The organism is Actinomadura sp. J1-007 (genome assembly GCF_009793335.1).
In the GTDB taxonomy this organism is placed as follows: Bacteria; Actinomycetota; Actinomycetes; order Streptosporangiales; family Streptosporangiaceae; genus Spirillospora; species Spirillospora yumaensis.
The window spans coordinates 1,009,372-1,034,602 of the sequence record NZ_WING01000003.1 but is presented as its reverse complement, the minus strand read 5'-3'; the positions used below and the strand labels follow the sequence as shown (position 1 = coordinate 1,034,602).

Sequence of the window (25,231 nt, the reverse complement as noted above, 5' to 3'; positions counted from 1 at the left end):
GCGGACGCCCGGTCCGGTCCCGGCACGGCCCGCGTCCCGGCGGCCGTCACACGAGGGGATGCACCTCCGGATGCGCGCGCCACCATGCCGCGAACGCCGGGTTGTCGTCCACGTGCTGCCGGAACGCCGCCGCGATGCCGCGGTAGAGCGCGACCGCGTCCCTGTCGTTCAGCCGGTCCCGCCGCCAGGCCACGACCAGCCGCGCCACCTGCGGCTCGCCGGTCAGCGGGAGGACGACCGTGCCCGGCGACGGCCGCCAGGAAGGATCGACCAGCCGTACCCCGTGGCCCTCCGCGACGAGGGGCTGCGCACCGCCGGTCGGCGCCTCGTACCGCATCTTCGGCTCGAAACCGGCCGCGCGGCAGGACGCCCGCAGGGCCGCGAGCGAGCCGTCGTCCGCGCCGGGCGGGGCGATCCAGAACTCGTCCTCCAGCTCGGCCAGGGCGACCTCCTCGCGGCCCGCCAGCCGGTGGGCCGCGGAGAGCGAGATGAAGATCGGGTACCGGGGGATCAGGGCGCGGCTGACGACGGGCGGCGCCAGCGGGATGTCGAACCCCTCCATGATCCCGATCAGCGCCGCGTCGAGCCGGCCCCGCGCGAGCGCGTCGGCCAGCAGCGTCGAGGACGGTTCGATGCGCATCCTCACCTCGCGGCCGGGAAGGGCGTCGCCGGCGTGCGCGACGATGCTCGCGACGCAGGCGAGATGGACGCAGCCGAGGCCGACGACCTCGTCCGCTCCCGTCCCCGGCCGCAGGTCGCCGAAGAGCGTGTCGACCTCCGACAGCACCGTGCGCGCGCGGGAGATGACCTCGCGCCCCAGCGCCGTGGGCTCCAGCCCGGAACGGCTGCGCACGAACAGCGCGCCGCCGATCACGCCCTCGACCTTCTGCAACTGGCTGCTCATGGCCGGCTGCGACATCCCCATCCGCGCCGCGGCCCCGCTGACGCTGCCCGTTTCGGCCATGGCGCAGACCATGCGCAGATGCCGGATATCGAGGTCCATAACTCGGAATTATGCCCGAGCCGCCCGCCCCCGTTCCGTCCCGAAAACCGGCCGCGCCGTCCGGCAATTTCAAGATCAGCTCAGTGGAGAATCCACGGAATGGCGGAGTTCCGACCCGTCACCCGCCCCCGTTCCGAAACGGACGGCCGATAAGCACGCCGTTGCCGTGTCAGAGGGCGCCGGAGCGGCGTTCGGCCAGGAGGAGCCAGGACAGGTAGACGCCGCCGAGCACGCCCGTGACCACGCCGACCGGGAGGGGGGACGGGCCCGGGAGCCGCTGGGCCGTCCAGTCCGCAGCGGTGACCAGGAGCGCGCCCATGAGCCCGGCGGTGACCGGGCCGGGGGTGCCGGAACGGGTGAGGCGGCGGGCGAGCTGCGGGGACGCCAGCGCGACGAACGGGATCGGCCCGGCGGCGGCGACCGCCATCGCGACGAGGCCGGTGCCGACCGCGAGGAGCGCGAGCCGGTCCCGTTCGGCCCGGACGCCGAGGGCGGACGCGGCGTCGTCGCCCATCTCCAGCATCGCCAGCCGCCGCGCCAGCGGCAGCAGGGCGGGCGCGAGGACGGCGAGGCCGACCGCGGCCACGGTCACGTCGCCCCAGTCCCGGCCGCCGAGGCTCCCGACCATCCACGTGGCGGCCTGCGCGGCCTTGCCGAGGTCCGCGCGGACGAACAGGAACTCGGTCAGCGCGCCGAGGACGGCTGAGACGCCGATGCCGGTGAGGACCAGGCGGTGGCCGTGCACGCCGCCGCGCCACGCCAGCAGGTAGACCGCGAGCGCGGTGAGCAGCCCGCCGGCGAGCGCGCCGGCGGTGGTCTGGACGGCGCCGGCGTCCAGCACGATGATCGCGATCAGCGCGCCGGCCGACGCGCCGTTGCCGAAGCCGACGATGTCCGGGCTGCCGAGCGGGTTGCGGGACAGCGACTGGAAGACCGCGCCGCTCGCGCCCATCGCGAGACCGGCCAGCAGGGCGTCCAGGACGCGGGGGAGCCGCAGGTCCAGCACGACGAGACCGGCTCCGGGCGGGCCGCCGCCGGCCAGGGTCGCGACCACCTCGGCGGGGGAGAGCCGCACGGTGCCGCTGCCGAGGGACAGCACCGCGACGGCGAGCGCGGCGGCGGCGAGAGCCGTCCCGACGAGGAACGGGCGCCGGGGCAGGCGCACGGAGCGGCCGCCGTTCGGCGTGCGCAGGACCACGGCGCCGCGGCGGGGCGGCGCGACGCCTGACGGGTTCACAGGTGCACGGCCTTCCCGCGGCGTACGAGGTAGATGAACAGCAGCCCGCCGGCGAAGGCGGTGACGATCCCGACCTCGATCTCCGCCGGCGGGGTCAGGACCCGTCCGGCGATGTCGGAGGCGAGCAGGAGCGTCGGCGCGTACACCAGGCTGTAGGGGAAGAGCCAGCGCGAGTCCGTTCCGCAGAACAGCCGTACGGCGTGCGGCACCATCAGCCCGATGAAGCCGATCGGCCCGCACACCGCGGTGGCGCCGCCGGCGAGCAGTGTGATGGCGACGACCGACAGCGCGCGGACGCGGGTGACGCGCGCGCCGAGCGAGCGTGCCGAGTCGTCGCCCAGGGCCAGCGCGTCCAGCGAGCGGGCGAGAGCGAGCGCGAGGAGGGCGCCGGCGAGGACGAACGGGAGCGCCTCGGCAAGCAGGCCGCCGCGCCGGCCGTCCAGCGCGCCGACGGACCAGTGGCGCATGGAGTCCAGCGTGCCGGTGTCGGTGAGTTGCAGGCCGTTGACGTAGCCGAACAGCGCGGCGTTGACGGCCGTCCCCGCCAGCGCGAGCCGGACGGGCGTGGCCGCGCGGCTGCCGCCCAGCAGGTTGACGACGAACGCGGCGGCGCCGGCCCCGGCGAACGCGAACCACAGGTAGCCGGAGAAGCCCGTCACGCCGAACACGCCGATCGCGGTCACCACCGCCGCCGACGCGCCGGCGTTCACGCCGAGGAGCCCCGGATCGGCCAGCGGGTTGCGGGTCAGGGTCTGCATCACCGCGCCGGCGAGGCCGAGCGCGGCGCCCGCGACGGCGCCGATCAGCGTGCGCGGCAGCCGCAGGTCGCGGACGATCGCGTCGTTCTCGCTCCCCGCGGCGGCGAACAGGCCGTGCCACACCTCGTCGAGCGGGATCCGCCGGGCGCCCACCACCAGGCTCGCGGCCATCACCGCCGCGAGCAGGAGCACCCCGAGGACCAGGCCGGCGGGGCGTGCGCGCGGGGCGAGGCCCCGCGGTCTCACCATCACCATGTGGTTAGCTTAGGCTTACCTAACTTCCTGAGCCACCTGGGGGCCGCACCATGCCCGTTCCTCGTCCGGGGACCGCCGGTCCGCCGCGCCTGCCCCGGCCCGCGCCGGCCGAACGGGCCGCCAGCGCGCGCCTCGGCGCGCTGGCCGCCGCCGCGCGCGACGGCCGGGCGGCGGCCGAGGAGGAGTTCTGGGCCGAGGTCGCCGAGCGCGGCGCGCCGCTGATCGAACCGATCCCCGGCGACGCCGCGCACCGGGCCGTCACCTTCCTGTGGCGCGGCACCGCTGCCACGCGCCGCGTCCTCGCCCTGGTCAACCGCCTCGCGGACCCGCTCGACCTGAGCGGCAGCCTGATGCGGAACGTTCCCGCGACCGACGTCTGGGGCATCACCTACCGGCTGGGCCTCGACCACAGCGGTTCGTACCGCCTCGCGGAGGGCACCGGCCCCGCCGGGACGGACCTCCGCGGGCTGGCGGCGCGCGCCGTCCACGACCCGCTCAACCCGCGCACCGTCCCGATCCGATGGGACGACGGCCGCGCGTCGGTCTTCGCCCTGCCCGGCGCGCCCGCGCCGCCGTGGCGGCCGTGGGACTCGCCCTCGACCACCGGCACGGCGCCGGAAGGGACCGTGCGGCGGGAACGCGTCCGCAGCGCCGCGCTGGGCGGCGAGCGCGACGTGTGGGTCTACGTCCCGCCCGGACGGCGGTCCGGCGACGGGCCGCTGGACACGCTCGTCCTCCTCGACGGCGACATGTGGTTCGCCAAATGCGGCGTCCGGGAACTGTTCGACCGGCTCATCGCGGACGGGACGGTCCCGCCGCTGGCCGTGCTGGCGCCGCACGCCGTCAGCAACGCGACCCGGATGGCCGAGTTCGGCGGCGATCCGGCCCACACCGAATTCCTCACCTCCGAGCTCATGGCCTGGGCCTCGGAAAGGCTTCCCCTTTCCGCCGACCCGGCGCGAACGGCCATCGCCGGCGAGAGCCTCGGCGGTCTCACCGCGCTCCACGTCGGCCTGGAGGCGCCGGAACGCTTCGGCAAGGTCCTGGCCCAGTCGTCGTCCCTGTGGTGGAACCCGGACGGCGACCCGGCCGCCGACCCCTGGCTCACCGGACGCTACGCCCGTTCCGACCGCCGCGCCCTGCGCATCCACCTCCGGGTCGGACGGCACGAATGGGCCATGGTCGACCAGCACCGGGATCTGCACCGGACGCTGCGCGCCAAGGGCTATCCCGTCGCCTACACCGAGTACAACGGCGGCCACGACTACGTCTGCTGGGCCGCCGGCCTCGCCGCCGGACTCACCGACCTGCTCGGCACGCCCCCTTCCCAACGACAGTCGCGACACCCGAGGAGAACGAATGACATCGCGCCGACCGATGATGATCCTGGCGGCAGCCGCGCTCGCCTGCACCCTGACCGCCGCCGGGTGCGGCGGATCGGACGGCGACGCGAAATCGTCCGGGGCCAAGAGAACCGTCGGCGACGCCGACCGGCGGTCCGTCTCCGTACCGGAGGCCCCGAAGCGCGTCGTCGCGCTGAGTGAGCCCACCATGGACGCGGCCCTCGCGCTCGGCGTCCAGCCGGTCGGGACGACCAGCGGGCGCGGCCAGACGGGCGTCGCCGCCTACCTGGCCCCGCGCGCGAAGAGCGCGCGGATCGTCGCGAACGTCGCGCAGCCGGACCTGGAGAAGATCATCGCCTTGAAGCCCGACCTGATCCTGCTCGACGAGACCGTGGGCGCGAAGACCGTCCGGGACAAGCTGGCGGGCATCGCCCCGACGGTGCTGACCGCCAAGCTCGGGGCCGATTGGCGCGACGCGTTCCTCACCACGGCCGACGCCTTGAACGCCAAGCCGCGGGCGACGCAGTGGCTGGCCGGCTTCGACGGGCGGGTCGCGGCGCTCAAGGGCAGGCTCGGCCGCAACGCCTCCGCCGTCACCAGCGTCGTCCGCTGGCAGAACGGAGCACCGGCCGTGGTCGGCAAGGGCGAGGGGCACGTGGGCGGCACGCTCACCGCCCTCGGGCTGACCCGCCCCAAGGGCCAGCAGGGAGCGGGCGTGGGGCACAGCGAGCCGGTCAGCCTGGAGAAGCTCGACACGATCGACGGCGACTGGCTCTTCTTCGGGGCCCTCGGCGACAAGGCCGCCAGCGCCAAGGCGCTCGCCGAGGCCCGCAGGACGCCCAACTTCACCAAGCTCGGCGCCGAGCGTGAGAAGCACGTCGTTCCCGTGGACGGCTCCGCGTGGAACAGCGCGGGCGGACCCCTCGCGGCCGAAACCGTCCTCAACGACGTCCAGACGGCACTCGCGCACTGAGCCTGCCGGTCCGCTCGGCCGGGGGCGGGCCGGATCGGGCGGCGCGGCCCCGGCCCCCGGCCTCGGCGCCGGTCAGGCGGTGGTGGCCCGCGTGGCGGTGATGGCCACCGTGGCGTAGGGCATCGTGAAGGCGCCTCCCATCCCGTCGATGGCGGCCCCGACGCCCTCCAGCACCTCCGCCAGCTTGTCCGGCGGGAGCTGGGTGAGGGCGCCGGTGGTCGGGAGCTGGTCCAGCCACTCGTCGCGGGTGTAGGTCCGCTCCCAGTCGTAGCGCCACTGCTCCGGCTCGCCGAACTCGGCCGCCTCGCGGATCGGGTCGGAGGCCTTGTCGAACATCGTCTGGTAGACGGCCAAGGTCTGCTTGGTCGCCTGGAGGTTCAGCGGGGAGTCGGGCACCACCCGCTGGTAGACCGCGGCGAAGGCGTCCCCCACGGCGGGCGGCAACTGGAACGCGTTCCAGAACGCGGCGAACAGACCGCCCGGCCGCAGCACCCGCGCCGCCTGGGCGATCCCCTCGGCCGGGTCCACCCAGTGCCAGGCCGTTCCGGAGACGACCGCGTCGAACGTCCGGCCCGCCGGGTCCCAGGACTCGAACGTCGCGACCTCCACATCGGTCCCGCCGCGCCGCGCGAACTCGGCCATCCGCGCGTCGGGCTCCACCCCGAGGACCGTGCAGCCGGCCGCCTGGAACTGCCGGGCCTCGATGCCGGTGCCGCAGCCGGCGTTCAGCAGGTCGCGGCCGGGGCTGGCGGCGATGATCCGTTCCACCAGGGCGTCGGGGTAGCGGGGCCGGGTCCGGTCGTACCGCTCGGCGTCGGTGCCGAACGACTCGGCCATCCCGCGCTGTCGATGGGGCTGGTTATCGTGGGGCCGGACATGCTCCGGCGGCATAGTGGGCATGCGCCCACACTATAGTGGGCACATGCCCACACTGCCAACGGGCGGGCTCCGACGACATGGGGAAGGCGGCGGGTATGCCGACAGGGGTCGCCATGCGCGACGCGCGGGAACAGCTTTTCGACGCCGCCGAGCGGATCCTGGTCCGGGACGGGCCGGGCGCGCTGACCAGCCGGGCGGTCACCGCGGAGGCGGGCTGCGCCAAGGGCGTCCTGCACCGGCACTTCGCCGACTTCGACGCGTTCCTCGCCGAACTCGTGCAAGACCGCATCGCCCGGCTCGGCCGCCAGGACGCCGCCCTGCGCGAGGCCGCCGGGACGGGCACCGTCGCCGGCAACCTCACCGGCGCGCTGATCGAGCTGTTCGGACCGGTCGCCCGAGCGATCCTCCCCCTCGTCACCTCCCGGGACGAGCTGCGCGCCCGGCTGCGCCGGACCACGCCGGTCGGCCTCCCGGTGCTCACGGAGGGCGCGGCCATGATCACGTCCTACCTCGCCGCCGAGCGCGAGCGGGGCCGCGTCGCGGCGGAGGCCGACGTCGACACGCTCGCGCTCACCCTGATCGGAACCTGCCACCTGCTGTTCGCGGGCGGGGACGGCGCGCCGCCCGACCCCGAGGCCGTCCGCAAGGTCGTGGCCACGGCCATCGCCGGAACCGTCCGCGAACCGTCCCCCTGACGCGACGGCCACCGGAGCCGCGTGCGCGCAGGCCCGGCGAACCGGTCGCGTTCTGGGCTCAGTGCTTGTCGGGGTTGCGGATGATGTCGCGGACCCGGTCGGCGATGGCGGCGGCGGGCCCGACCAGCATGTTCTTGGTGGCGGACTCGGTGCCGGGGTGCGGATGCGTGGGCGCCGCGGCCTCGGCGGCGCGGACGGCCGCGGCGAGGCCCTTGCGCTGGGCGTCGCTGAACTGGTCGCCGAGCCGGTCGAACTCGTAGCGCTCCTCGGCGCGGGCGTGGGACAGCACGGCGACGCGCAGCTTGTCGAGCTTGGGAAGGAACTGGGGATCCTCGGGGTCCATGCCGTCCAGCTCGGCCAGCAGCTCCTTGGCCTCGCGCTCCTCGGCGAGGCGGTCGTCGATCATGCCCTGGCCGCCGGGCAGCTTCCGGCGCGCCACCGGGTGGACGATCTCCTCCTCGGCGGTCTCGTGCACGGCGAGCAGCCGCACCAGATGGGTGAACGACTCCCGGCGCTCGGGCCCGGACGAGCCCATCACCAGGTCGAACAGGTCGCGGATCTGGCCGTGCTGGGCGCGCAGCAGGCCGACGACGTCGTCGGTGGACGGCACGTCGATGGAGGTCGAACTCAACTGATGCTCCTCAGATAGGTGGGGCGGCGCCGTCCACGGCCCGGCCGGACGGGATCAGGCGGTCTTCTCGCGGAGCCGTTCGACCGGGTTGGGCCCGTCGGTCTCCAGCCGGTACTCCTGGCCGAACATCTCGCGGTGCTCGTCGATGACCCGCTCGCCCGCGTCCCGCTGCGCGTTGATCTTGTTCTGCATCTTCTCGAACCGCTCGTGGGCCTCGCGGACGTAGCCCGTGCCGAGCGTGGTCAGGTCGAGCTGGGTGGCCAGCAGGTGGCGGACCAGCTCCTTGTTGGGCTCGAACGTCACCGGCTCGGGCAGCGCCGGGGCCAGCACGCTCTCGGGGTCGCGGCCGTCGTGGCGGCGCATCAGGTCGCAGGCCAGCCGAAGGTGCTCCAGCTCCATGTTCAGGTGCAGCTCCCAGATGCCCTTGACGCGCGGGTCGCTCTCGGTCTGCATGAACGAGTAGTACAGGTAGCACTCGTTGTACTCGTGGTTGACCAGCCGCTCCCACCAGGTCTCGCCGGGATCGACCAGCGACTCGTAGTGGGTGACGTGCTCCTCCTCGACCAGCCCGATCTCCTGGTAGAGCTGCCGCGCGATCGGCTCCATGTAGAGCGGGCCGACGTTCATGTAGAAGTTCATCGTCTGCTGCTCAGCCGACATGATCGTCAGCGCGTGCAGCTTGGAGATCGGCTCGGCGGTCCGGCGGTCGTACGGCTCGCGGACGTTGTCGACCGGGTCGCGGTGGTGCAGGTAGGTCGGCCGCCCGGGGGTGATCTCGGTGAGCTGGTCGACGATCTTCTCCGCCTTGCGGTGCTCGATCATCTCGTACAGGTTGGCGTACCGGTACAGGTGGTCGAAGTCCTCCAGCACACCGAACTCGTACGCCTGCTTCAGGTAGGGGTCGGGCTCCATCCGCGCGACCCAGCCGGTGAGGTCCACGGCGACCTGCTCGTAGGCGATCGTGGTCTCCAGCACCGACGCCTGGCCGGGCAGCAGCCAGTTCACGACCTTCTGCTGCTGCTGCTCGATGTAGCGGACCCGGGCGAGCTGCTGCTTGACCTCCAGGTCGGGGCAGATCCGGTTGAAGTGGTGGCTGAACATGACCGCCTCCACCTCGATGCCGTTCATCGTGATGATGCGGCAGCGGGTGTACGGATCGGCCTTGTCCGGGTCGATCGGCGCGACGTCCAGCTCGCTCCAGTCCCGGAGCTGGTCGTCGAGTGGGATACCGCGATGTTCGAGCGGGTTGAACGCCATGGAACGACCTTTCGGATACGCCTGCCGGTTCGATTTCTGCCTTCCCCCAAGGCACGGCCGCGACCATCCCCCTCCCTCTCATGCCGAAACATTTACCCCGGCTCGCCCCGCCCGCAGCCGCTCCGGCCATCTCGGCCGCGGTCGGTGCTCGCGCAGGAACGGCCCAGCTCAGAAGCGTGCCGTAGCGTCCTGTCCGGACCGGCGTACGCCCGTCGTTCCGTGAAAGAACTCCAGGCCGCGACCGGGAATTCAATTCGCGCGACCCGGCCGCCGCACGTTTTCTTGGATGATCACTATCGCCGCGAGTTGTTCGGCCTCATCCGGCGTGCGGCATCGGCGTGGCCGGGGAAAAGGGCGCCGAATGAGTGGTCCGAGTCGGGCCGTCCGCAGGTGGGGCTCACCTGCGTCCCCCGCCCCGGACGGGCGGGCGCTTCCCGAGGGGCGCCTCGTCGCGCCCGCGCACACCATCGCGGGTGGGATGTCCGGAAAAGTGAACACGGTCGGCGCGGTGGGCGTCACAGCACATATGGCAGAGGGCAGCGGGGGAGACCGGCCGGAGGCGGCGCACGCCGTCACCGGCCCGGGGGTGATCGCGCGGGTTCCGCCGGAGCGGGGCCGCACGGGCAGGGCGGCGGGTTTCGGCTATCTGGTGGTGTGCGCGCTGGGCCTGGGCGTGGGGGGCGCCCTGGTGGACTACAGCCTCACCGCGCACGCGATGCACGCGTGCCCGGGCGGGTTCAGCGCCTCGGACGGCTTCACGCTGAACGTCCATCTGATGACGCGGGTGATGCTCATGCCCGCGATCGCGGTGGTCGGCGCGGCCCTCTCGCTGTCCCTCGGGAGGCGGGCGCTCGGGTCGCCGCGCGGACGGCTCCCGTTCGCGCGCGCCGCCGTCGCCGCCGCCATGATCGCCCTGGCCGCCGCCGGGCCGGTGGCCCTCACCCTGTACGACCGCGCCCACGCCGGCTCCGCCGCATGTGTCGGCCTCGAAGGCCCCTGAACGTGCGAGCCCTCTCGACCCGTCACCCGGCGATACACGCACCGGGCCGCCGCAGTCCGGCGGGGGCGTGTCAGTTCGGGAGGGTTATGTCGCCGTTGAGGACGTCGGCGATGATGGCGGCGAGTTCGCCCGCGGTCTCGTGGGACGGTTCGGGGGCGATGACCCTCGTACCGTGGCTGATGTAGATGCCGCCGGGGACCTTGTGGTCGAGGCACCAGGTCCAGGGGCCCGGTTCGTACTCGCCCAGCGGGCCGCCGCCCGACGACGCGATGAGCCTGTCGGCCGCGCGGTCGGGACGGCCGAGGGTGACGACGAGCGGCGCGTCGCCCCGCTTTCCCCAGGCGGGCGTGCCGGGCTGGCGGGGCAGGACGACGTAGGCGACCTCGGCGCGGCAGTCGGCCATCGCCGGACCCTCCAGGGGGCTGAACGGGCCCTCGATCCTGTCCGCGGCGAAGTCGACGGCGGTGTGCAGCAGCGCGATCGGATCGACGCCGGTGGCGTAGTAGCCGTCGAGGGCGAACCGCTCGTGGCAGGCGCTGAGGATCCGGGACGCCAGCGAGCCGAGGCGGCGGCCGAACGGGTCGGCGATGTCGTGCTCTTCGAGCGCGTCCTGGACGGCCTCGAACGCCTCGGCCGCCGCCTGGAGGACGGACGGAGTGTAGAGGTGGACCCGGCTGCCCGCGGCGGCGCGTTCGATCTGCTCGCGGAAGTAGTCCTCGACGGCGCTGTCGATGGCGTCGGTCATGCGCGCTCCCCGTTTCGCGTCGGAACTGGCGCGGACCAGTCTGGCCGACCCGTCCGGCGCGTGACCGGAGTTCCACGGAACGTAGCCGTTCCGGGCCATGCGGCACCACCCCGCCGGGGCATGGGGAGTCAGGCCAGCCGGGCGATGAGCTCCTCGCGGGCGCTGACGCCGGTCTTGCGGTAGATCGCCTTGAGGTGGTCGTTGACGGTGTGCGGCGACACGTCGAGGCGGCGGGCGATCTGCTTGGACGGCATGCCTTCCAGCGCGCGTTCGACGACCGTCTGCTCCCGCGGCGTGAGCCCGTGCCAGGCGGCCATCGCCGGGAGGAGCTCGGTGCCGGTGGTGGGCCGGATCGTGACGGCCATCATGTCGGGGGCCGCGTGGGACCCCGCGCCCTGGAGGGGCTGCGCGTGGAGCGCCACCCAGCCGCTGGCCAGGGGGACCCGTGCGAGCGCCACCGAGCCGTGCGGCCGGGGCAGGTAGGAGAGCGTCCAGAGCAGGCTGTCGAACTCGCCGGCGCAGGCCCGGACCGGTCCGCCGGTGAAGTCGGCGCGCCACTGCTTCGCCGACTCGGTGGCCGAAGCGGACGAGCCGTCGGGCCGGAGGACGACGATGCCCGGAGGCCGGAGCGAGCGGACGGAACGCAGCGGCCTCGCGGTCACGAAGGACCGCAGCGAGTCGACCAGGGCGCCGGCGAGCCGTTCGGCGCACGCCGCCTCGCGCGCGGTGAACGGCCGGCTGCCCGTGCCGCGGAGCAGGGTCAGCGCCCCCCACGCCGAGCGGCCGTCGACCAGCGCGATGCGCAGCTCGCTCCTGATGCCCTCGCCGACCATGACCTCATGGGCACGGGCGCTGTGCCGGTGCCGCGGCGACTCGGCGTCGACCACCGCGACGCGGCGCGGCCCCGCCACCAGGTACTCGAACGGGAACGGATCGGCCTCCACCTCCTCGCCGGTCAGCAGCCGGCGCGCGGCCGGGGAGCTGTAGGCGTTGTGCCTCGTGAACAGGCACAGCGCGCCGGTGAGCGGATCCAGCCCGGTGAACATGTACCCGTCGTGCGGAACGGCCCGCCCCACCTGCCGCGAGACCATCGCGCCGAACTCCGCGACGGTGCCGGTCTCCGCCGCTGCCCCTGTCACCTCGATGCTTATCGCATCAACTCCACCACGCACCTGACGATTATCACTGATCCATTCATCCCCGGCCATCGGTTTTTCCGGAGAGGAATATTCGGCGTGCTCGTGGAGCGATCTACGTTGCAGCGTGCCGGGCCCGTTCCGAGGAAACTGCCGATCATTCTCGCCCGGGTGGAAAGAAGATTTATCGGGACGCGGTGAACGCTGTTTTCCGGTCACGCGCGCGGCCGTGCCACTGCCCGGCCGTGGCCGCCGGATGATCGGCGGCCACGGCCGGGAAGGGCGGGGCGGTCGGCTGACGTCCCCGAGCGTTCGCCTGTTTCACACGCCTTCAAACGCCCCGCGAACGGCCGCCCGTCAGGGGCGGACGAGTGGCTTCACGCCGTTGAGGATGGGGACGGGGTTGTAGTTTCCGTCGCCGTTGCCGCAGGTGGGTGCGGTGTCGGGGGTGTTGGAGATGTTGGTGCCGGCGGCGAATCGTCCGTCCCGGCTGGTGATGATGGTGGAGAAGTGGTTGGTGGTGGTGGGGGAGTAGTACATGCATTGGTGGATGTTGAGGTAGCGCCCGCTGGTCAGGTCGAGCGTTTTCACGCCGTTGAGGATGGGGACGGGGTTGTAGTTTCCGTCGCCGTTGCCGCAGGTGGGTGCGGTGTCGGGGGTGTTGGAGATGTTGGTGCCGGCGGCGAATCGTCCGTCCCGGCTGGTGGTGACGGTGGAGAAGTGGTTGGTGGTGGTGGGGGAGTAGTACATGCATTGGTGGATGTTGAGGTAGCGCCCCGTGCTCAGGGCGAGTGCTTTCACGCCGTTGAGGATGGGGACGGGGTTGTAGTTTCCGTCGCCGTTGCCGCAGGTGGGTGCGGTGTCGGGGGTGTTGGAGATGTTGGTGCCGGCCGCGAACCGCCCGTCCCGGCTGGTGATGTAGGTCGAGAAGTGATTGGTGGCCGAACTGGAGTAGAACATGCACTGGTGCAGGTTCAGGTAACCGCTGTCCAGCCGCTGGGCCTGGCTCTGCGCCAGCCGCTGGGCCTGGGCGGCGGGCACCGGCGCCGGCTGGTCGGCCGGACGGCCGGCGTCCGCCGAGGCGCTGGGAGCGGAGTGGGTCGTGCCGAGCGCCGCCGTCGCGGCCAGCACGCCGATGGCGAGATGGTGGAACGCAGTGGACATGGGAGCATCCCCTTGATCGATTGCCTGGCAGGACCCGCACGCGACGGCCCCCGTTGCTTGCTCCCGACTCTGTCCGGCGGCGGCGAATGGCGACATCCCCAGTCTTGGGGATGGCGGCGCGCGGCCCGGGCAGGTCCGGCCGCCTACCCGGGGCCGCGTTCTCCGGTGGTCAGCCGGATGCCGCGTCGCGAGGCGGGCCGTCCGGACGGGACTTGAAGACGAGGCAGAACAGGGCGGCCACGACGAGGAGCGCGGCCGAGACCAGCAGCGTCAACCGCATCGCGGCCACATATCCTGCCGTGAACGCTTCGTGGCCGACCCGTTCGAAGAGGGCGGCGTGCGCGGGCGGCAGGTCGTGCGGCGCCGACGGCGGGCTGAACCGCCTGCCTCCGGCGACCGTGGACTCGACGAAACGTGTGCGCAGCCCGGCGGGCAGCCGGCCCGCCCGTTCCTCCGCCTCGTGCCGGAGCACCGCCGTCAGCCGCGTGGACAGGACGGCGCCGAGGACCGCGGTGCCGAGCACGCCGCCGATCTGCCGGGTGGTGCTGGACACCCCCGAGGCGGCCCCCGCGAGGCGAGGATCGACGCCTTCCATCGTGACGTGCTGCAACGGTACGAACGTCGCGCCGCTCCCGAGACCGACGATCACCAGCCCCGGCAGCAGCCGCCACGCGCCGGAGTCCTCGCCCGCCGTCACGACGAGGACCGCCAGACCGAGCGCGAGCGTGGCCAGTCCGGCCATGAGGACGTACTTGCCGCCGATCCTGTCGGACAGCCGGCCGGCGACGGCGGAGCCGACCGCGGTGAGGACGGCGTTGGGCAGCAGGACCAGCCCCGCCTGCAAGGGCGAGTACCCGCGCGCCGTCTGGAGGTAGACGACCAGCACCAGGCCGATGCCGATCATGCCGAGCTGGAAGACGAACCCGATCCAGTTGCCGGTCGGGAAGCCGCGCCCGGAGGTGAACAGCTCCAGCGGCATCAGCGGCTCGCCGCGCTGGACGCGCTGCCAGCCGACGAACAGCAGCAGGAGCAGGACGCCCGCGGCGACGAGCGACGCGATCGTGATCGGCCCCGTGACCGTGCCCCAGGCGTAGCGTTCCCCCTCGATGAGGGCGAAGACGATGCCGCTCAGCCCGGCGGTGGCGAGGACCACGCCGGTCAGGTCGAGCTTGTGCGAGCGGTTGGGCCGCGTGTCCGGAACGAACGCGAGGGCCAGGGCCGCGGTGGCGATCCCGATGGGCACGTTGACGAAGAAGATCCAGCGCCAGCTGAGGTGGGCGAGGATGAAGCCTCCGGCGATCGGGCCCACGATCGGCGCGAAGCCCGCGATGGCGCCGAAGACCCCGAACGCGCGTCCGCGCCTGTCCGGCGGGAAGCTCGCCAGGATCGACGAGATCACCTGGGGGAACAGGACGGCTCCGCCGAGCCCCTGGAGCACCCGGGCGGCGAGCAGCTGGGCCGGTGACTGGGCGAGCCCGCACAGGGCGGACGCCACGGTGAAGGTCGAGATGCCGATGAGGAAGAGGCGTCGGTACCCGAAGACGTCTCCGAGCCGCCCGGTCGTGATCAGCAGGGCCGAGAAGACGAGCAGGTACGCGTCGATGACCCAGAGGACCTGGTCGTACGAGGCGTGCAGGCTCGCGATGAGGGTCGGTATCGCGATGTTGACGACGGTTCCGTCCAGCAGCGACATGAAGAAGCCGATGCACAGGATGCCGAGGACCAGCCAGGGCCGTTGCGCGGCCGGCGGCTCGGCGGGATTGGACGCGGACACTCCGATGACCTCCGTGCAGGTGGAGACCGGTCGGTGAGCGCGGCCGGGCGTGCCTCGTCGGCGGGCTCTGGCCCGGGGCCCATGACCGGTTGGGGATGTGCGGCTTTCCTGGGGTTGCGCGTCGAACGCGGAGCGGACGCGCTACCGCCGGAGCACGGATCGCGGCGGGGCGGAAAGCAGGCTTGCTCGCAGAACTGTCACAGCCATCGCGGAACATCCTTCACAGGACGCGGTGGGTGACTCCCACCTTCTCCGTGTCATCGGAACGCGGAGAAGCTGGTTGGCGAGGCCGGAGCCCGACGGTGAGAAGTCGCGCAGGACTGTAGCAAGGCCCCTCAACCCGCGCAAACATGGCCGTCCCGGGCGCTCGGACGGGCGCGCCGCCTTGGGGAGCGGTCTGAGACGGGGGTGCTGCTACGGGTCCGGCGTCGGGGCGGTGGGCGTTCGGACGGGGGACTTCGCGGGGGACGGTTCCAGGGCGGGCGCGGTCGGCAGCAGGAGCGTGAAGACGGTCGGGCCGGTACGGCTGAGGTAGAGGTGCGCCGACTCCGCGCGGGCGAGCGAGCGGGCGAGGGCCAGCCCGATCCGGTGGCGGGGCGCCGCCGGGGCGGGCGGCCGGCGCTCGAACACGTCGTCGCCGGGAACGGGGCCCGGTCCCTCGTCCATGACGTCGATGGCGAGGCCCGGGTCGGCGTGGTACGCGGTGACGGTGATCGCCCCGGCGCCGTGCGCGAGGGCGTTGTCGACCAGGACGTCGAGGATCTGGACGAGCGCGGCGGGGGAGGCGTGCACCGGCGGCAGTGGCGCGTGGACGTTCAGGACGAGGGCGCGTCCGGCGGCGCCGGCGTCGGGGGCGCGGCGGTCCCGGACCTCCCGCAGGAGCGCCGCGAGGTCGAACCGTTCGCGCGCGTGGTCGTCGCGGGCGAGCTGGAGCATCTCCTCGACGGTGTCGACGAGCGACCAGCCGCGGCCGAGGGCCGTGCGGATCGCCGTGCGGGGGTCGCCGGAGCGGTGCAGTCCCGCTTCGAGTCCGAGCAGGAGGCGGGTGAGGGGAGTGCGGAGCTGGTGGGCGACGTCGGTGCTGAACGAGCGCTCCCGAGCCATGATCTCCTCAAGCCGTTCCGCGGCCTCCCGGAGGGCCTGGCCGGTGCGCCGGGCCTCCCGCGTGTCCCACGCGTCGGGGCGTACGGGCTCGCCGGTGCCGAGCCGCCGGACCGCCTTGGCGATCTGCTCGATCGGACGCGTCGCGCGCCCGGCGATGCGGTGGGCGGCAGCGGCGGCGAGCAGGAGCATGAGCAGCGCGGCCATCGCGATGAGGGCCCAGGCGCGTTCGGTGCGGTGCCGGATGCGGGTGTAGGGGACGCCGACCCGTACCACGCTGATCGTCCCGTCCGGGTGCAGGAGCGGCGCGGTCGCGGTGAGCTGGCCGTCCTCGATCGCGTCGTGGATCCGGCCGTCGCGGCTCAGCGCCGCGGTGGGGGAGACGCGCGGGCCGTCGCCGAGGAAGCGGTCGCCTCCGGGCCCGTACAGGCCGATGATCGGGGAGGCGACGTGCGCTCCGGCGGCGGGCTCCCCGGTGGCCGTGCCCGGCCGGACGGTCTGGAGCCCCTGGGCGAAGTGGTCGAGGCTGGTGATCGCCTCGTCGCGGTAGAGGCGCTGGACGGCGATCGTGAGCGGGACGGCGGAGGCGGCGAGCGCGAGCGCCGTGAGGCCGATCACCCAGGCCAGCAGGTAGCGGCGCAGGGGAACGCCCTGCTCGTCGTTCGGAATGCGTGGTCTCATCGTTCCCTCGCGGCTGGGGAGAACCCTGGGGCGGGGCCGTCGGCCGCGGCCGCCGCCGGTTCGGTGGACGGGCCGGGTCTTCGCCGGCGGCGCGCGGCCCTCGACGCGGGCCCGGCCGCAGGCAGGCGCCGCAGCGCGGTGAGGAGCGCCGCGGTGGCGGCCACGGACGCCATGAGCACGGTGAGCTGCCAGGGCGTGCGGAGCAGGCCGAGCGCGACGATCAGCGTGGTCGCCCCGCCGGGCGGGTGGGCGAAGCCGTCGAACGTCATGGCCCCGCACGTCAGCGCCAGGGCCAGCATGACGGCGGCGACGCGGCGGCCGTCCGGATGCGCCAGGTCCGGCCGGGCGCCGGTCAGGCCGGACGCGCACAGGGCCGCGTACCCGGCGAGCGCGCTCACCAGATGGCCGAGCAGGATGTTGCGCGGACGCGCCGCGCGGGCGGTGGGCGAGTGCAGCACCAGGAAGATCGTGGGCCCGAGCGAGGGGAAGACGAACGGCTGGGCGGTGCGCTGCGCGATCAGCGCCGGGACCCCGATGCAGAACGCGGCGCGGGCCGCCACCGACGCGGCCCGGCCGCAACGGCGCACGGCGCGGCGCACGGGCCGCCGGTCAGCCGCGCCGCTGTCCATCGAACGCGTGCGAGGCCGCCGCCGGACGCCCGGCCGCGCGGGCCGATCCGGACCGGCCGCCGTTCCCGGAGCCGGGCCCCGGATCGACCCGCGAGCCGCGCGACCGGTACACGACGTAGGGACGCACGAGGTAGCCGACCGGCGCGGCGAACGCGTGCATCAGGCGGCTGAACGGCCACAGCGCGAACAGCGCCATGCCCGCGAGGGTGTGGATCTGGAACGTCAGCGGCGCGTCGCTCATCGCGGTGACGTCCGGGTCGAGCGCGAACAGGCTGCGGAACCACACCGACACGCCCAGCCGGTAGTCGTAGTCGCCCGAGCGGCTGCCCGCCAGGGTCGCGACCAGCCCGGCGACCAGCACCACCGCGAGCACCGGGTAGAGGGCGCGGTCGCTCGGCCGCGACGAGATCCGCACGGCGCGGGTGCGCAGCCGCCGCCAGACCAGCACGGCGAGGCCCGCGACCGCGGCGAGCCCCGCGGTGCCGCCGACCGCGAGGGCGTTGGCGCGGTAGGCCGACTCGGGGATCATGAGCCGTTCGGTGAGGCTCTCGGGTACGACGAGGCCGATCACGTGCCCGCCGACGACCAGCAGCAGCCCGACGTGGAACAGCGGGCTCGCGACGCGCAGCAGCCTGCTCTCGTGGAGCTGGCTGGACCGCGTGGTGATGCCGAACCGGTCGTAGCGGTAGCGCCAGGCGCTGCCCGCGACGAACAGCAGCAGGACCAGGTAGGGCAGCACGCCCCACAGCGTGATGTTCAGATGCTTCACCGTCGGGCTCCTTCCAGCGGACCGGGCGCCGCGCCCGAGCCTGGCGGCGTGCCCGACCCCGCGGCGGGGAACGCCGGCATTCCGAGGTCGGTGCCGAGGCTCGGGCCGACGCCCACCGACTCGGTCGGCGGCCCCGAACGCGCGAGGTCGCGGGCCGCCTTGCGGTCCCGGGCGCTCGGGCCGGGCAGGACGCCGCACACGGCCCGTACGACGGTCTCGTAGTCGCTGCCGTAGTCGCGCAGGGCGTCGCCGAGCAGGTCCAGGCCGGGCCGGTGGGCGGCGAGGAGCGCGCCGCCCGGCCCGGGGCAGCGCGCCGCGAACTCCAGCATGAGCGGCAGGAAGTCGGGCAGCTCCGCGTCGCCGTGGCTCCAGCCGTGGCGGCGGTAGTGGGCCTTGAGCCCGGCGAGCCGGGCGCCCCGTCCGCGCGTGTCGCCGTCGGTGTAGTACGTCAGGTGCAGGGTGCGGCGGCGGTCGCGATCGAAGGTCTCCACGTACAGCGCGCCGAGTTCCAGCGGCGGAACGGCCGACGCGCGCTCGCAGAACCGCAGGAGGTCCCGCGCCCGCGCGCCCCGGACGCCCGCGAGCGCCCCGGTGACCAGCTCCAGCGTCGCGGGCCAGTCCCGGTCCGGGTACGACAGGAGCAGCGAGGCCGACTGGTAGACGATCCGTTCGTTCACGTCTCCTCCTGCGGCCTGGGCGGGAACAGCCCGTCGGGGCGGCCGTGGCCGTTCCAGTTGAGCAGGTTGACGCGGCGCGGACGGCCCGGCGGATCGTCCCCGCCGGGGCCTGCTGCGTGGACGGGTTCGGCGGCCTGGGGCGGCGGCTTCGGGGGCGCGTGGAACGCGTCGGCGGACGAGCCGTCCGGCATCATGCCGGGCCCGCCCGGCGTGTCGAGGCTGCATCCGCAGCCGTCCCCGCCCGTCCCGGAGGCGGCGCTGTACGCGGTGGGGATGACGTAGCGTTCCTCGTACTTGGCCAGGGCCAGCAGCCGGTACATCCGCTGCATCTCGGCCGTGTCCATGCCGACGCTCCGGGCGATGCCCGGGTCCTCGGGCTCGCCGAGGTTCGCGCGGCGCATGTGCGCGCGCATCGCCGCGAGCCTGCGCAGGGAGTCCCGCACCGGCTCGGGGTCGCCCGCGGTGAACAGCTCCGCGAGGTAGGACACCGGGATCCGCAACGAGTCGATCGCGCCGAACAGGTTCCCGGCGTCCTCGCCGTCGTTGCCGGTGCCCGCCAGCGCGTCCACGATCGGCGACAGCGGCGGGATGTACCAGACCATCGGCATGGTGCGGTACTCCGGGTGCAGCGGCAGCGCGACCCGGTACCGGTTGATCAGGGCGTGCACCGGGGACCGGCGGGCGGCGGTGATCCAGTCGTGCGGGACCCCGGACGCCTCGGCCGCCGCCGCGACGTCCGGGTCGTCCGGGTCGAGGAAGCAGCCGAGCTGCGCCCGGTACAGGTCCCGGTCGTCCTCCACCGACGCGGCCTCGCCGACGAGGTCGGGGTCGTAGAGGATCACGCCGAGGTAGCGCAGCCGCCCCACGCAGGTCTCCGAGCAGACCGTCGGCTCGCCCGCCTCGATCCGCGGGTAGCAGAACGTGCACTTCTCGGCCTTGCCGGTGCGGTGGTTGAAGTAGATCTTCTTGTACGGGCAGCCGCTGACGCACATCCGCCAGCCCCGGCAGCGGTCCTGGTCGACCAGGACGATGCCGTCCTCGATCCGCTTGTAGATCGCGCCGGACGGGCAGGCCGCGACGCACGAGGGGTTGAGGCAGTGCTCGCAGATGCGCGGCAGGTAGAACATGAACGCGTTCTCGTACTCCAGCCGCACGTCGTCGCTGACCTTGCGCAGCACCGGGTCCCCGGCCAGGTGCGCGGGCCCGCCGCCGAGGTCGTCGTCCCAGTTCGGCCCGCCGGTCACCGCGGTCGGCCGCCCGTCGACCAGCGAGCGCGGCGGCGCGGTCGGGACGTCGTCGCCGAGCGGCGCCGCGGTCAGGTTCTCGTAGTCGTAGGTCCAGGGCTCGTAGTAGTCGTCCATCCCGGGCAGGTCGGGGTTGGCGAAGATCCGGGAGAGCCGCTGGAGGCGGCCGCCCGCGCGGGGACGAGCCGCCCGTGCCGCAGCGTCCAGCCGCCCCGCCAGACGTCCTGGTCCTCGTAGCCGCGCAGGTACCCCTGGCCGGGCCGCGTCTCGACGTTGTTGAACCACGCGTACTCGGCGCCGGGACGGTTCGTCCAGGTCTGCTTGCAGGTGACCGAGCAGGTGTGGCAGCCGATGCACTTGTCCAGGTTCATCACCATGGCGACCTGCGCCATCACGCGGCGGGGAGCGGCCCTTCCCGCGCCGGCGGGGGTCTTGCTGCGGGAGAACGGGCGGGGCATCAGTAACGCACCTCCTGGGAGCGGCGGCGGATCACGGTGACGGCGTCGCGCTGGTTGCCGGTCGGGCCGTGGTAGTTGGGCGCGAACGACTGCTGGGCGTAGCCGCCGATGAGGTGCGTGGGCTTGATCAGCAGCTTGGTCAGCGCGTTGTGGACGCCGCCGCGCCGCCCGGTGGCCTCCGAACGCGGCACGTTCACCAGCCGTTCCTGCACGTGGTACATGAAGACCGTGCCGGGCGGCATCCGGTGCGAGACGACCGCGCGGGCGACGACGACGCCGTTGGCGTTGACCGCCTCGATCCAGTCGTTGTCGGCGGCGCCGATCGTCCCGGCGTCCTGGACGCTCATCCAGATCACCGGGCCGCCGCGGGCGAGCGTCTGCATCAGCAGGTTCTCCTGGTACTCCGAGTGGATCGACCACTTGGAGTGCGGCGTGACGTACCGCACCGAGACCGTCCGCGCGCCGTCGCCGGCGTCGCCCGCGGGCGCCGCGCCGCTCTCGCCGAGCGCCGCCAGGTCCAGCGGCGGGCGGTAGACCGGGAGCTGCTCGCCGTACTCGATCATCCAGTCGTGGTCGAGGAAGAAGTGCTGGCGGCCGGTGAGGGTGTGCCAGGGCTTGCCGTGCTCGGTGTTGATCGTGAACGGCGAGTAGCGCCGGTCGGGCGCCTCCTTGCCCGACCACTCGAAGCTCGTCCCGACCTGGACGGGCCGGTCCTGGGTGTCGGAGAACACCACGCGGCGCTCGGCGACCGACGCGCCGAGCTCGGCGAGCCCGGACGCGGGGCCGCACCGTTCACCGAGCCGCCGCAGGCCCTCGGCGGCGACCCGCCCGTTGCTGGTGCCCGACAGCGCGAGGACGGCCTCGCACAGCTTGACGTCGGTGTCCAGCAGCGGGCGGCCGTCCGCCGCGCCGCCCGCGGCCGTGCCGCCGCGCGCGGCCAGCCACTCGTCCTCGGGGACCGGCCGGACGTCCACGCCCTTGACCGCCATGCCCCGCTCCCGGGCCAGCGGCCCGAACGCCGCGAGCCGGTCGGCGATCGCGGTGTAGTCGCGCTCGACCAGCGCGACCGCGGGGAGGTTGCGGCCGGGCCGGGCGGGGTGGCCGTCCCGCCAGTCGGGAACGCCGCCGCCGGGCTGCGCCGTCTCCGCGGCCGTGTCGTGCTGGAGCGCCGTCGCGACCAGGTCGTGGACGACGGCCGTACGCCCCTCGGCCAGCTCCGACAGCCTGCGCGCCAGCCCGTGGAAGATCTCGAAGTCGGTCCGGGCCTGCCAGGGCGGGTTGATCGCGGGCGAGAACGCGTGCACGTACGGGTGCATGTCCGTGCTGGACAGGTCGTGCTTCTCGTACCAGGTCGCGGCCGGCAGGACCAGGTCGGCGAACAGCGTGGTGGAGGTCATCCGGAAGTCCAGGGCCAGCAGCAGGTCGAGCTTGCCGCGCGGCGCGCCGTCCCGCCACGCCACCTCGCGCGGGCGCGATCCGGGCGGCGCCTCGTCCGCGGTCGCGTTGTCCTGCGCGCCCAGCAGGTGCCGCAGGAAGTACTCGTTGCCCTTCGCGGACGAGCCGATCAGGTTGGCGCGCCACACCGTCAGCACGCGCGGCCAGTTCTCCGGCGCGTCGGGGTCCTCGCAGGCGAAGCCGAGCCGCCCGTCCGCGACCCGGGACGCGACCCACTCGGCGGGGTCGCCTCCCGCCTCCCGCGCCTCGCGGCCGAGCTCCAGCGGGTTGGCGGAGAACGTCGGATAGGACGGCATCCAGCCCAGCCGCGCCGACTGCGCCACCAGATCGGCCGTGTGCCGCCCGGCGAACAGGCCGGGTCCCGTCGCGGACGACAGCGCGCCCGCGGAGAAGCCCTCGTAGCGCCACTGGTCGGTGTGGACGTACCAGTACGGCGTCCCGGCCATCTGGCGGGAGGGGCGCGCCCAGTCCGCCGCCGTCGAGAGCTGCTGCCAGCCCGCCAGCGGACGCACCTTCTCCTGCCCGACGTAGTGCGCCCAGCCGCCGCCGTTGACGCCCTGGCACCCGGTGAGCAGCAGCAGCGACAGGAACGACCGGTAGATCGTGTCGGAGTGGAACCAGTGGTTGGCGCCCGCCCCCATCACGATCATCGAACGGCCGCGCGTGCGCTCGGCGTTCTCGGCGAACTCCCGCGCGATCGCCGCGACCCGTCCGGCGGGCACTCCGGTGATCCGCTCCTGCCAGCCCGGCGTGCACGGGAACCGCTGGTCCTCGTACCCCTCCGGCCACCGCCCCGGCAGGCCGGGCCGCTCCACGCCGTACTGCGCGAGCAGCAGGTCGAACACCGTGGTCACCGTCCGCCCGCCCAGCCGCCGCACCGGCACGCCGCAACGGGCCGTCCCGGCGCCATCGACCAGGTCGAAACGGGGCAGCGCCACTTCGACGCCCTCCGTCCCGCCGTCCTCCTGGAAGAAGGTCAGCAGCGGGTCGGTGTCGCCCAGCTCCAGGTTCCAGCGCCCGCGGCCTTCCGGCGCCCAGCGGTCGGCGAGCGTCCCGTTGGGCGCCACCGGCTCACCCGTGCCCGCGTCCACGAGAACGGGCTGCCATCGGCGCTCCTCGGCGCCCGCCGCCGTTTCCAGTCCCAGATCGGAGGCCGTCACGAACTTGCCCGGAACGAACGCGCCGTCGCTTTCCTCGCGCAACTCCACCAGGAAAGGCAGATCCGTGAACCGTTTGACGTAATCCGTGAAATAGGGGGTGTCGCGTTCGACGAAATGCTCGCGCAGGATCACATGCCCCATCGCCATGGCGAGCGCGCCGTCCGTGCCGGGATGCGGATGCAGCCATTCGTCGGCGAACTTGGTCGCGTCGGAGTAGTCCGGCGAGACCACCACCACCTTCTGCCCGCGGTAGCGCGCCTCGGTCATCCAGTGCGCGTCGGGCGTGCGCGTCACCGGAACGTTCGACCCCCACAGCAGCAGGTAGCCCGCGTCCCACCAGTCCGCCGACTCCGGCACGTCGGTCTGGTCGCCGAAGACCTGCGGCGACGCGACGGGCAGGTCGGCGTACCAGTCGTAGAACGACAGCATCGGAGCGCCGATCAGCGCCATGAACCGCGCCCCCACCGCGTGCGACGCCATCGACATCGCCGGGATCGGTGAGAACCCCGCCACCCGGTCCGGCCCGTACTCCAGGATCGTGTGCAGGTGCGCGGCGGCGGCGATCTCCAGCGCCTCGTCCCACCCGATCCGCACCAGCCCGCCGCGCCCCCGCGCCGACTGGTACCGCTCCCGCCGCTCCGGGTCGCACGTGATCTCCGCCCACGCCGCCACCGGGTCCCCGAGCCGCCGCCGCGCCTCCCGGTACATCTCCACCAGCACCCCGCGCGCGTGCGGGTAGCGCACCCGCGTCGGCGAGTAGGTGTACCAGGAGAACGAGGCGCCGCGCGGGCACCCGCGCGGCTCGTACTCCGGCCGGTCGGGCCCCACGCTCGGATAGTCCGTCTGCTGCGTCTCCCAGGTGATCAGCCCGTCCTTGACGTACACCTTCCACGAGCACGACCCCGTGCAGTTCACCCCATGCGTGGACCGCACCACCCGGTCGTGGGCCCACCGCTCCCGGTACGGCGCGTCGTTGACGTCCTGGTCGTCCCGGTACACCACCCGGAGATCGGCCGCCGTCCGCGCGGGACGCAGCAGCCGCCCGGCCTCCAGCAGCCGCGCCTCCGCCTCCGCCGCCACGCGGCCGGCGCGCTCACGCCCTCCCCGAAGAACCACGGCACACTCCTCTGCGACAGCGCCCGAAGGCGTACATCCGCACCGCGAGCGCCCGTCACCGGCAGCCGCCGGACTCGCGTCATCCCTGGGGCGAACCCATCAAGCAATCTCACGCACCTTGACCGCCCAGGTCAATGTTCTTTACCATGCGCTAACCTTGCGCCCGGACGTGATCATCGGCACAGGCCGGGAAGGGCTCATCGGCACAGGCCGGGAAGGGCGCGGAGCCCGCGCGGGACGGTCCGGTCGCCGTTACGAAGGGTCCGCGGTCAGGCGCGCGCGCAGTCGTTGCAGGGCCTGGACGTGCCAGTCGTCCAGCAGCGCCAGGGTCTGGCGGCCCCGTTCCAGGTCGCCGGTCTCCCACGACTCCAGGACCTGCCCCCACCACCACACGTGCTCGGCCGGGTCGGCGTAGAGGGCGTCCAGCACCTCGGGGATCTCGCTGAGCATCGCGCCGAGCGAGTTCAGCACCCCGAGGGTGACGCCGCCGCCGACGGCGGCGCGGCTGGACCGCAGGATCTGGAGCACGCCCTTGTGCACGTCGGCGGCCGGGACGGTCCCGTCGCCGGTGAGGAGTTCGAGGCGTCCGAGCGCGCGGCGCGCCGGGGTGGCGTCGTACGCGGCGGGATCGGCGGCGATCTTCGTCAGCGAGGCGTCGTAGAACAGGCGCAGGGTCTCCAGGATGTCCCGCACGGTCGCGACCGTCAGGTCCGGGAGGCGCCGCGAGAACCGGAACAGGTACCGCCAGGTCTCGATCCCGCCGTACAGCTGGATGTCGCGGACCACGACGCCCACCCCGTGCCGCGCCTCGACGAAGCCCGCGGTCCGCAGCCGGCCCAGCACCAGTTGCACGGTCGAGGGGTTGATGCCGTGCTCGGCGGCCAGCCGCCGGATCGACGGCAGGCTCTCCCCGGCCTCCAGCCTCCCCGAGGCGATCTGGAACGCGATCCGGTCGGTGACCTCGTCGACGACTGTGCTGCGCGCCATGGCTTCCCCGCTACCCCCGGCGTGAGCGACAGGTCCCGTCGACCGGCCGCCTGGTCGGGCCGCTCCCGGATGGACGGCACAGTCTATTGGCGCGAAGCCCGCGG

General features: G+C 73.5%; 20 protein-coding genes and 1 pseudogene. 4 read left to right on the top strand and 17 right to left on the bottom strand.

All coding sequences use genetic code 11. From position 1 onward, the window contains the following. Positions 1–46 precede the first annotated feature (46 nt). The 3 genes from GEV43_RS46035 to GEV43_RS46025 form a co-directional block, all read right to left on the bottom strand. Complete coding sequence (locus GEV43_RS46035) at positions 47–1,003, bottom strand: LysR family transcriptional regulator (protein WP_160826858.1); 957 nt, start codon at positions 1,001–1,003, stop codon at positions 47–49. A 169-nt stretch (positions 1,004–1,172) separates the two neighbouring features. Further along, positions 1,173–2,240 (bottom strand): iron chelate uptake ABC transporter family permease subunit, encoded by a 1,068-nt coding sequence (locus GEV43_RS46030; protein WP_160826857.1) that lies wholly within the window; start codon positions 2,238–2,240, stop codon positions 1,173–1,175. Next, complete coding sequence (locus GEV43_RS46025) at positions 2,237–3,253, bottom strand: iron ABC transporter permease (protein ID WP_160826856.1); 1,017 nt, start codon at positions 3,251–3,253, stop codon at positions 2,237–2,239. The genes GEV43_RS46030 and GEV43_RS46025 overlap by 4 nt, the downstream gene beginning before the upstream one ends. A gap of 50 nt (positions 3,254–3,303) precedes the next feature. Between GEV43_RS46025 and GEV43_RS46020 the strand changes: the two genes are divergently transcribed. Both GEV43_RS46020 and GEV43_RS46015 read left to right on the top strand, forming a co-directional pair. Continuing rightward, positions 3,304–4,797 carry an alpha/beta hydrolase-fold protein gene (locus GEV43_RS46020; RefSeq protein ID WP_206681750.1) on the top strand — a complete coding sequence of 498 codons (1,494 nt, stop codon included), beginning with the start codon at positions 3,304–3,306 and terminating at the stop codon, positions 4,795–4,797. A 7-nt stretch (positions 4,798–4,804) separates the two neighbouring features. Next, a complete protein-coding gene (locus tag GEV43_RS46015; RefSeq protein WP_206681749.1) occupies positions 4,805–5,569 on the top strand; it encodes an ABC transporter substrate-binding protein in 765 nt (254 codons plus the stop codon). A gap of 72 nt (positions 5,570–5,641) precedes the next feature. Here the strand turns inward: GEV43_RS46015 and GEV43_RS46010 are convergent, their stop codons facing one another. Next, on the bottom strand, positions 5,642–6,406 hold the full coding sequence (locus GEV43_RS46010) for a bifunctional 2-polyprenyl-6-hydroxyphenol methylase/3-demethylubiquinol 3-O-methyltransferase UbiG (RefSeq protein ID WP_206681748.1): 765 nt from the start codon (positions 6,404–6,406) through the stop codon (positions 5,642–5,644). A 137-nt stretch (positions 6,407–6,543) separates the two neighbouring features. Here GEV43_RS46010 and GEV43_RS46005 point away from each other — a divergent pair, with 137 nt between their 5' ends. Beyond that, positions 6,544–7,143: a TetR/AcrR family transcriptional regulator gene (locus GEV43_RS46005; protein WP_160826853.1), complete on the top strand. Its 600-nt coding sequence runs from the start codon at positions 6,544–6,546 to the stop codon at positions 7,141–7,143. Positions 7,144–7,201: 58 nt separating this feature from the next. On the opposite strand, the gene GEV43_RS46000 is transcribed toward GEV43_RS46005, so the two are convergent. Then, complete coding sequence (locus GEV43_RS46000; RefSeq protein WP_160826852.1) at positions 7,202–7,774, bottom strand: hemerythrin domain-containing protein; 573 nt, start codon at positions 7,772–7,774, stop codon at positions 7,202–7,204. A gap of 54 nt (positions 7,775–7,828) precedes the next feature. Beyond that, on the bottom strand, positions 7,829–9,031 hold the full coding sequence (locus GEV43_RS45995; protein ID WP_160826851.1) for a hypothetical protein: 1,203 nt from the start codon (positions 9,029–9,031) through the stop codon (positions 7,829–7,831). 478 nt (positions 9,032–9,509) lie between these two features. On the opposite strand from GEV43_RS45995, the gene GEV43_RS45990 reads away from it, so the two are divergent. Further along, on the top strand, positions 9,510–10,031 hold the full coding sequence (locus GEV43_RS45990; RefSeq protein WP_160826850.1) for a hypothetical protein: 522 nt from the start codon (positions 9,510–9,512) through the stop codon (positions 10,029–10,031). Positions 10,032–10,101: 70 nt separating this feature from the next. On the opposite strand, the gene GEV43_RS45985 is transcribed toward GEV43_RS45990, so the two are convergent. The 11 genes and pseudogenes from GEV43_RS45985 to GEV43_RS45935 form a co-directional block, all read right to left on the bottom strand. After that, positions 10,102–10,776: a hypothetical protein gene (locus GEV43_RS45985; RefSeq protein ID WP_160826849.1), complete on the bottom strand. Its 675-nt coding sequence runs from the start codon at positions 10,774–10,776 to the stop codon at positions 10,102–10,104. 128 nt (positions 10,777–10,904) lie between these two features. Then, positions 10,905–11,915, bottom strand: coding sequence for a helix-turn-helix transcriptional regulator (locus GEV43_RS55775; protein ID WP_160826848.1), 1,011 nt, complete (start codon positions 11,913–11,915; stop codon positions 10,905–10,907). Positions 11,916–12,269: 354 nt separating this feature from the next. Next, on the bottom strand, positions 12,270–13,076 hold the full coding sequence (locus GEV43_RS45975; RefSeq protein ID WP_160826847.1) for a hypothetical protein: 807 nt from the start codon (positions 13,074–13,076) through the stop codon (positions 12,270–12,272). Positions 13,077–13,245: 169 nt separating this feature from the next. Next, complete coding sequence (locus GEV43_RS45970; RefSeq protein ID WP_160826846.1) at positions 13,246–14,850, bottom strand: MFS transporter; 1,605 nt, start codon at positions 14,848–14,850, stop codon at positions 13,246–13,248. A 414-nt stretch (positions 14,851–15,264) separates the two neighbouring features. After that, positions 15,265–16,632 carry a sensor histidine kinase KdpD gene (locus GEV43_RS45965; RefSeq protein ID WP_160826845.1) on the bottom strand — a complete coding sequence of 456 codons (1,368 nt, stop codon included), beginning with the start codon at positions 16,630–16,632 and terminating at the stop codon, positions 15,265–15,267. Next, positions 16,629–17,261, bottom strand: coding sequence for an HPP family protein (locus GEV43_RS45960; RefSeq protein WP_160826844.1), 633 nt, complete (start codon positions 17,259–17,261; stop codon positions 16,629–16,631). Before GEV43_RS45960 ends, GEV43_RS45965 begins: the two co-directional genes overlap by 4 nt. Beyond that, positions 17,242–18,030: a respiratory nitrate reductase subunit gamma gene (gene narI / locus GEV43_RS45955; RefSeq protein ID WP_160826843.1), complete on the bottom strand. Its 789-nt coding sequence runs from the start codon at positions 18,028–18,030 to the stop codon at positions 17,242–17,244. Before narI ends, GEV43_RS45960 begins: the two co-directional genes overlap by 20 nt. After that, positions 18,027–18,707 (bottom strand): nitrate reductase molybdenum cofactor assembly chaperone, encoded by a 681-nt coding sequence (gene narJ, locus GEV43_RS45950; protein ID WP_160826842.1) that lies wholly within the window; start codon positions 18,705–18,707, stop codon positions 18,027–18,029. Before narJ ends, narI begins: the two co-directional genes overlap by 4 nt. Continuing rightward, positions 18,704–20,409 (bottom strand): annotated as a pseudogene (gene narH, locus GEV43_RS45945) (nitrate reductase subunit beta). The gene narJ and the pseudogene narH overlap by 4 nt, the downstream one beginning before the upstream one ends. Continuing rightward, entirely contained in the window at positions 20,409–24,140 is a 3,732-nt protein-coding gene (locus GEV43_RS45940; RefSeq protein WP_309240348.1) for a nitrate reductase subunit alpha, read from the bottom strand. Before GEV43_RS45940 ends, narH begins: the two are co-directional and overlap by 1 nt. A 252-nt stretch (positions 24,141–24,392) precedes the next feature. After that, the gene (locus tag GEV43_RS45935; protein WP_160826841.1) at positions 24,393–25,127 is read right to left on the bottom strand and encodes a GntR family transcriptional regulator; all 735 of its coding nucleotides are present in this window, start codon (positions 25,125–25,127) and stop codon (positions 24,393–24,395) included. Positions 25,128–25,231: the final 104 nt, after the last annotated feature.